The organism is Mesorhizobium sp. M5C.F.Ca.IN.020.29.1.1, from assembly GCF_003997375.1.
Classification (GTDB): domain Bacteria; phylum Pseudomonadota; class Alphaproteobacteria; order Rhizobiales; family Rhizobiaceae; genus Mesorhizobium; species Mesorhizobium wenxiniae.
The window spans coordinates 1-8044 of record NZ_RZSW01000273.1; the positions used below are offsets into that span (position 1 = coordinate 1).

Sequence of the window (8044 nt, forward strand, 5' to 3'; positions counted from 1 at the left end):
AGGCCGAATTGACGATCGTGGTGCCTCGGCGATCAGCCAGGCACCACGTCGGAGCGAGGGAAGCGGCGCGTCCGAGGCAGGTGACCGTTTTCCTGACCGCAAAATCTCCTGGCGCTCGGCTACCGAGACGGGTTCCGTCCGGTTGAGCGCCAGGAATTTTCAAACACGCGGATGGCAGCGGAACCGAAGCCGCGCAGCAGGGCTCGCCGGCCGGCTGGCCCATGCGGCGTGACGCGGCATCACCGCCAATACACGCTGGGATACTCGTATACGAGAATCCACATATCCCCCCTAGCTGCTTTCTGTTAGGCAAGGCCCGCAGGATAGCAGGGAGAATGGTTTGCGCGGGCTTTGCGAAGGCTTGATGCAGAAGCCGCTGACGGTGGCGGAGCAAGTGGCGAATGTGGTGCGCCAATCGATTGCCGAGGGCAGCCTGGCGGCCGGCACGCCGCTGCGTCAGGACGACCTGGCCGAGCGGTTCGGCTTCAGCCGCATGCCGGTCCGCGACGCGCTTCGCCAGCTCGAAGCCGAAGGCATCGTGTCGATCCATCCGACCAAGGGCGCGCATGTCGCCAGGATGGACGCTGCCGAGAACAGGGAGATCTTTGCGGTCCGCGCATTGCTCGAAGGCGAAGCGCTGCGGCTTTCGATCCCCAACCTCGGCAAAGAAAAACTAGACGAGGCCGGCTATGTGCTCAACCAGATCGATGCCGAGCCGAATGTCGGCCGCTGCGGATCGCTGAGCCGTGCCTTTCACCTGGCGCTTTACAGCGCCTGCGGCAACGCCCGGCTCCTCGGCCTCATCGAAGCCCACCACAATGCGGCCGACCGCTACGTTCGCGTTCTCCTGTCCAACCTCAACTATCGCAGCCGCTCGCAGTCGGAGCACCTCGACCTGTTGACGACCTGCCGCCACCGTGACGCCGAGGCAGCCCTCCGCGTCCTGAAAAGGCACCTCAGCGAAGGCATGGAACCGCTCGCCAGGGCTGGAGATGGGCGGCGGGAAAGCCCTGACCTTGCCGGAGCGCTCTCGCAAAACCATAGCGCCACGACCGAATACCGGCCGGCGACGCCCCTCGCCTAGCGCCGGAGCCAATCCGCCAGGAGTCAGCCTTTGTCGTGCGCTGTCGAAGCTCGGCCTGTGCTCGCGCAAGCAGGCCGAAATTCTGGTCGCCGAAGGGCGCGTCCGGGTCGCCGGAAAAATCGTGCGCAACGGCTCGCTGCGCGTCGATCCCGGCCGCGACCGCATTGAGGTCGACGGCAGCCGCGTTGTCGCCGAGCGCAAGGTCTATCTGATGATCAACAAGCCGCGCGGCCTGGTCACCACCCGCGACGACCCGCAGGACCGCGGCACCGTCTATGACTGCCTGGCAGAACTCGACCTGCCCTTCGTGTCGCCGGTCGGCCGCCTCGACAAGGCCAGCGAAGGCCTGCTTTTGATGACCAACGACACGCGCTTCGCGCAGCGCCTGCTCGACCCCGCCTCGCACGTCGCCAAGACCTACCACGTGCAGATCGGCGCCCTGTCCGACGAGGCCATGCTGGCGCAGTTGCGCGCCGGCGCAACGGTCGACGGCGAGGATTTGACGGCGCGGTCGATCGACATCCTGCGCAGCGGCACCAGCACCGCCTGGCTCGAAATCACCCTCGACGAGGGCCGCAACCGCCACATTCGCCGGCTGCTCGGCGCGCACGATGTCGAGGTGCTTCGCCTGGTGCGGGTGGCGATCGGCCCGTTGCAACTCGGTGAGCTCGCCAAGGGCAAGGCCCGCCACCTCACCGCCGAAGAGCTGGCGCTGTTTCAGGCCTGAGCGAAGGCGCCGAAGCGACCAAAGCGGTTGGCGCATGTATTCTCGCGGCCGACAAGAGCGGGCATCGCCGGACGGGCAGGCCAATCATTTCACGCTGGCGCCGCCCCTCACCTGCCTGCCGGCATCCTCTCCCCGTATAGTGACGGGGAGAGGAGCGCTCTCATCGAGGCGTCGCCGATCATCAGCGTTACAGAATGTCCACCAAGGTCGCCACCAGCCCCGACCCCCTTAGCACGAAGCCGCCCGTCGCCTCTACGCAGGCCCTTCGAAGACACTTTACTTCGCGTCGTGGAAGATAATGCCGACGGTGTGGCGCAGGCCGGAGCGAAGCCGGCTGACGCCGTGCCTGAGATTGACGCGGTAGCTGCCTTTGCTGCCCTGGACCGGACGATTGTGAACCGCGAAGGCGACGGCATCGCCCTGGCGTAGCGGCACCACCTCGGCGCGGCTCTGCATGCGTGGGCGCTGTTCGGTCAGCACGAACTCGCCGCCGGTGAAGTCCTCGCCGGGTTCGGACAGCAGAATCGCCACCTGCAGCGGGAAGGCAAGATCGCCGTAGAGATCCTGATGCAGGCAGTTGAAGTCGCCGGCAACGTATTGCAGCAGAAGCGGCGTCGGCCGCGTCTGGCCCTGGTCGTGGCATTGCTTAAGGAACGCGGCGTGTTCGTCCGGGTAGCGCTGGGCGATGCCCATGCGCTCGTTCCACTCGTTGGCGACCGCGGCCAGGCGCGGATAGAGCGCGGTGCGCAAGCCGCCGATCAGCTCGGGCAAGGGATAGCGGAAATAGCGGTACTCGCCCTTGCCGAAGCCGTGCCGCGCCATGTGGACATGGCTGCGGAAATGGCTTTCGTCGGGATAGAGCCCGGCGATCTCCCGGCATTCTTCCGGTGTCAGCAGCTTTTCCATCACTGCGCAGCCGTAGCCGCTCATCTCCTCGGCCAATGCCTGCCAATCATATCCGGCGACCCGCGCTTCCGCCGATCGGACCGCTGCTTTCGAACCTATCGGATGAATGGTCATGGCTTTGCCTCCTCTGGCTTCATCGGCTTCTGCAATCAGATGGGTGAAGCAGCGCACGCAAACCACCCGTTTCATGCCAATGGGTTAGGCACAGGGTTGAAGCTGCCGATCTCCCCCGCATATGGGGGGCCCCTCATCCGGCCGCTTCGCGGCCACCTTCTCCCCGCCGGGGAGAAGAGGTAGCACCGGCGCTGCCAATCTCCTCTCCCCTTGGAGAGAGGGTCGGATTGCCCCGAATTGGCCTTCGCAATTCGGTTGCCAATCCGGGTGAGGGGCACTTGCCGATATGCGATTGCCTCGTCATCCAGCGGAGGGAGATCGCCAATCGCCATTGCGCCGCTGCGCGCGCGACGCAGCATGGATTTCGGCAAAATCGGGCCCATATCCCTGATAGGGAGCTTTGAGCGTGAAACTCGCGCGTGTAGCCCTGATTGCCGCGGCTGTTGTAGCCGCTGTGGCTGTTTGTTCCTCTTCCGCAACCGGAGCGGCGAGCGGGCAAGAGAGGACTGCACTGCGCATCGAGATAGACGGCGCCATCGGTCCGGCGAGCGCCATGCAGTTCGAGGAAGCGCTGGCGGTGGCCGCAGAGCGGAACGCCGAGGTTTTCATCCTGCAGATGGACACGCCCGGCGGGTTGGTCACCAGCATGCGTGAGATCATCGCCGACATCCTCGCCTCGCCGGTTCCCGTCATCGGCTATGTCGCGCCCGCCGGCGGGCATGCGGCGAGCGCCGGAACCTACATCCTCTACGCAACCCATGTGGCGGCGATGGCGCCCGGCACCAATCTGGGCGCGGCAACGCCAATCGAGATGGGCGGGCCGCCGCCATCCTTTCCCGGCGGCGACGACAAGAACAATGGCCCAGAAGCCGGCAAGGACCCGAAGAGCCCACCGGCGGGCGATGCGATGATCGCCAAGGCAACGAATGACGCGGTTGCCCTGATCCGCAGTCTGGCTGAACTGCGTGGGCGCAATGCCGATTGGGGTGAAAAGGCGGTGCGCGAGGCGGCCAGCCTGTCGGCCAACGCGGCGCTGCAGGAGCGTGTCGTCGACTTCGTCGCCCGCGACACGACCGAACTGCTTCAGCTGGCTGACGGCCGGACGGTGGAAATAGCCGGCAGGAAAGAGGTGTTGGCGACCAAAGGGCTGCCGGTTGAAACGCTGGAGCCCGGCTGGCTCATCCGGCTTCTCGCCGTCATCACCGATCCGAACATCGCCGTGATCCTGATGCTGATCGGGGTTTATGGCCTCGTCTTCGAGTTCACCAGCCCGGGTGCGGTTGCGCCCGGCGTGGTCGGCACGATCTGCCTGCTGCTCGGGCTCTATGCGCTCAATCTCCTGCCGATCAGCTATGCCGGCCTTGCCTTGATGCTGCTTGGCATCATCTTCCTCGTCGTCGAGGTCTTTAATCCCACAGTCGTCCTTGGGCTGGGAGGCGTGGCGGCGTTTCTGCTGGGCTCCGCCATGCTGCTCAGGATCGAGGGGCCCGGCTTCGAGATGTCGTGGGCCGTCATCGGCACCGCCGCCGTCCTGACGCTCGGCCTGGCGCTGTTGACCGGCAGCTATCTGTGGGCGGCCCGCAAGAACCTTCCGCGTGTTGGCGCACAGGCCATGCGAGGCCTGCCGGCCAAGGTCCTCGATTGGGAGGGCAGCGAAGGCCACGTGCTTGCCCGGGGCGAGCGCTGGCGGGCGAAAGCCGACGAACCCATTGCAGTGGGCGACAGCGTCGAGGTGGCTGACGTCAGCGGTCTCGTGCTGACGATACGGCGTCGCAATGTGAGAAGCGATGGAGCAAGGCAGTGATCATCGGTTATGTGGCCTATCTGGTAGCAGCGCTCGTCGTGGTCATGTTCCTGTCCGCGGCCATTCGCATCCTGAGGGAATATCAGCGCGGCGTGGTCTTCACGCTCGGCCGCTTCACCGGGGTCAAGGGCCCCGGCCTGATCATCCTGATCCCGTTCGTGCAGCAGATGGTGAAGGTCGACCTGCGGGTGGTGGTCCAGGACGTGCCGCCGCAGGACGTGATCTCGCGCGACAATGTTTCGGTGAAGGTCAACGCGGTGCTGTATTTTCGTATCGTCGACGCCGAGCGGGCGGTGATCCAGGTCGAGGACTTCATGACCGCCACCAACCAGCTGGCACAGACCACTTTGCGCTCGGTGCTCGGCAAGCATGAGCTCGATGAAATGCTGGCCGAACGCGACAAGCTCAACAGCGACATCCAGGAGATTCTCGACCAGCGGACCGATGCCTGGGGCATCAAGGTCTCCGACGTCGAGATCAAGCATGTCGACCTCAACGAGAACATGGTCCGCGCCATCGCCAAGCAAGCCGAGGCCGAACGGCTGCGGCGTGCCAAAGTGATCAATGCCGACGGCGAACAGCAGGCGGCGGCAAAACTCGTCGAGGCCGGCAAGATGCTGTCCGAGACACCGCAGGCCATGCAGCTGCGCTATTTCGAGGCGCTCCATGACATCGCCGGTGAGCGCTCGTCGACGGTCGTGTTTCCGGTGCCGATGGACCTGCTCGGTCATTTCATCAAGCAGGATGGGGAGAAATGAGTTGGCTCCTCAAGTTGGAGGGACAGCACCCCTCTGTCCTGCCGGACATCTCCCCCTCAAGGGAGGAGATTGGCAGCTTCGGCGCTCCGTCAGCTTTCCATCGCTTGTGGTTGGCGAAAGCAGTTGAGCGAATAATCTCCCCCCTTGAGGGGGGAGATACCCGGCAGGGCAGAGGGGGGCGCTTCGCACGACCCTCCCCTCTAAATCAGCTTCTCCAGCGTGATCGGCAGGTCCCGCACTCTTTTGCCGGTGGCGTGGAACACCGCATTGGCGATCGCAGGCGCAACGCCGACGATGCCCAGCTCGCCCACGCCCTTGCCGCCGAGCACGGAGGAATGCGGGTCGGGGATGCCGACTGAGATCACCTCGATGTCGGGAATGTCGGCATTGGTCGCGATCAGATAGTCGGCCAGGTTGTTGTTGACGATGCGGCCGTGGCGGCGGTCGACGATGCCTTCCTCCAGCAGCGCCTGGCCGATGCCCATGATGATGCCGCCCTTCCACTGGCTTTCGGCGAGCTTGGGATTGTAGAGCCGGCCCGAATCCAGCGCCGACACCACGCGCGACACGCGAACCGTGCCGAAGTCCTGGTCGACGCGCACCTCGACGAAATGCGCGCACCAGCTGTGGCGGGAATAGTCGCCCTCGGTGTGCGACAGCGCCGTCGCGATGGTCGTGTAGTTCTTGTAGCGATCCTCCGCCGTCGAGTTGGCCGGCATGGTGTCGCCCATCGCCTCAATCTGCTCGCGTCCGACGCTGGCGAGCAGCTCGGCGATGGAGACCTCAGGCCCCTCGCCGCGAGGCGACTTTATGCGGCCCTCAGCGACGACCAGCGTGTTGGCCTGCAGTGCATGGAACGGCGAATTTGGATCGCTGATCGCCAGCCCGACCAGCTGGTCGAGCGCGGCAGTCGCCGCCTTGTGCACGGCGCCGGTCATCACGCCGGCCAGCCGCGAACCGCCGGTGACGCCGGCGCGGGCATAGCGGGAGTCGCCCAGCTTCACCACGACGTTCTCAGCCGGCACGCCCACGACTTCGGCGGCGGTCTGCGCCAGGATCGTATAAGTGCCCTGCCCCATGTCGATGCTCGAGCTTTCGACCTCGACCGAGCCGTCGGCGAGGATGCGCACCATCGCCTCGCCATAGGCGCGCCGCACCGGATAGGTGCCGGCGGCAACGCCCCAACCGATCAGCTGGTTGCCGTCGCGCATCGAGCGTGGCTCTGGGCTGCGCTTCGACCAGCCGAAGGCCTCGGCACCGGCAACGTAGGCCTCGCGCAGTTGTCGTGTCGACCATTGCTTTTTCGCCTCTGGATCCTGCTCGGCGTAGTTCCTGAGCCGGATTTCCAGCGGATCGATGCCGACCTCGTAAGCTAGCTCGTCGATCGCGCTTTCGATGCCGAAGGCGCTCGGGTTCTCGCCCGGCGCGCGCAAAGCGCCCGGCACCACGGTGTTGACCCGCACGACATTCTGCCGCGACGAGAAGTTCGGCGTCGCATACATGATCGAGGTAACCGAACCGAGCGGCTCGACCCATATGCCGTCGACCGAGGTCTCGTTGACGCCGCGATGGACGATCGACTGGATCTTTCCCTCGGCGTCGGCGCCGAGCGCCACCGTCTGACGTGTCGCCGCCCGCCCGCCATAGGCGGTGAAGGTCTGCGGCCTGGTGACCGCCAGTTTCACCGGCCGTCCCAGCATTTTCGCGGCCATCGCCGCCACCGCGCCATAGCCGTAAGCGAACGCCTTGGAGCCGAAGCCGCCGCCGATATAGGGCGAGACCAGGCGCACATTCTCGAACGGCACGCCGAACCATTCGGCATAGGTCCGCGCCATGCCGTCGAGCCATTGGCTGGGCTCCCACACCGTCAGCTGGTCGCCCTGCCAGTGCGCGATCAGGCCATGCGGTTCCATCGGCGTCTGGTATTCGCGCGGCGTGTTGTAGGCGGCGCAGATCCGCACCGGGGCGGCGGCGAAAGCCGCCTGCGCATCGCCCCACTCCTTCGTCATCGCGTCGATCGGAATGCCGTCGCCGGCCTTCGCATCGCTAAGGTCGACGATGGCCGGTGTCTCGTCATAGGCGACCCTGACCAGCGCTGCAGCCGCGACGGCCTGCTCGAAACTCTCGGCCACCACCGCCGCGACGTGCTGACCACTGAAGGTGATGTTGCGCGCCAGCGGACAATACGGAACATCCGGCGGCGGCGTGCCCAGCCAGTCCGTTGCGGTGTTGAGGCGCAACGCATTGTCCGGCGTCAGCACCAGAACCACGCCCGGCCCTGCCTCGGCCGCAGCCGCGTCGATCGAACGCACCTTGCCGGCCGCAATCGTGCTCTCGACGAGAACGGCGTGGGTGAGTCCGTCAAGCTGCTGCTCGACGGCGTATTTTGCAGCCCCGGTGATCTTGGCCGGGCCATCGACGCGCGACAGCCGCCCGCCAACCTGGTCCGCGAGGGCGGCGCCGTCCGATGCATCGCCCCTCTTCGAATCATCATGTCTTGTTCTCAACTCGTGAACGGTCATGCCGTTTCTCCCACTTTGAGGATGGCGCGAGCGACGACGCGCGGCGCCAGTTCGATCTTGTAATGGTTGGCGCCGTGGTCGAGGGCGCCCTCGATGGCGAGCAGGCTGGCGCGCCGGACCGTATCAGAT

Annotated in this window: 6 protein-coding genes and 1 pseudogene; 4 read left to right on the forward strand and 3 right to left on the reverse strand. The window is 65.5% G+C overall.

Annotation, left to right across the window (positions count from 1 at the left end):
• The first annotated feature begins 364 nt into the window (after positions 1-364).
• Together EOA85_RS20775 and EOA85_RS20780 are read left to right on the forward strand one after the other, a co-directional pair.
• Positions 365-1084 carry a GntR family transcriptional regulator gene (locus EOA85_RS20775; protein ID WP_127210994.1) on the forward strand — a complete coding sequence of 240 codons (720 nt, stop codon included), beginning with the start codon at positions 365-367 and terminating at the stop codon, positions 1082-1084.
• 40 nt (positions 1085-1124) lie between these two features.
• On the forward strand, positions 1125-1811 hold the full coding sequence (locus EOA85_RS20780) for a pseudouridine synthase (RefSeq protein ID WP_245485904.1): 687 nt from the start codon (positions 1125-1127) through the stop codon (positions 1809-1811).
• 276 nt (positions 1812-2087) lie between these two features.
• Here the strand turns inward: EOA85_RS20780 and EOA85_RS20790 are convergent, their stop codons facing one another.
• Positions 2088-2831 carry a 2OG-Fe(II) oxygenase gene (locus EOA85_RS20790; RefSeq protein ID WP_065008675.1) on the reverse strand — a complete coding sequence of 248 codons (744 nt, stop codon included), beginning with the start codon at positions 2829-2831 and terminating at the stop codon, positions 2088-2090.
• 406 nt (positions 2832-3237) lie between these two features.
• Here EOA85_RS20790 and EOA85_RS20795 point away from each other — a divergent pair, with 406 nt between their 5' ends.
• A complete protein-coding gene (locus EOA85_RS20795; protein ID WP_127210996.1) occupies positions 3238-4635 on the forward strand; it encodes a nodulation protein NfeD in 1398 nt (465 codons plus the stop codon).
• A complete protein-coding gene (locus EOA85_RS20800; RefSeq protein WP_065008625.1) occupies positions 4632-5393 on the forward strand; it encodes a slipin family protein in 762 nt (253 codons plus the stop codon). Before EOA85_RS20795 ends, EOA85_RS20800 begins: the two co-directional genes overlap by 4 nt.
• A gap of 200 nt (positions 5394-5593) precedes the next feature.
• Here EOA85_RS20800 and EOA85_RS20810 read toward each other — a convergent pair whose 3' ends face one another.
• Together EOA85_RS20810 and EOA85_RS39145 are read right to left on the reverse strand one after the other, a co-directional pair.
• A complete protein-coding gene (locus tag EOA85_RS20810) occupies positions 5594-7915 on the reverse strand; it encodes a xanthine dehydrogenase family protein molybdopterin-binding subunit (RefSeq protein ID WP_127210997.1) in 2322 nt (773 codons plus the stop codon).
• Positions 7912-8044: pseudogene (locus EOA85_RS39145) on the reverse strand (xanthine dehydrogenase family protein subunit M); the annotation flags it as partial. The gene EOA85_RS20810 and the pseudogene EOA85_RS39145, both read right to left, overlap by 4 nt.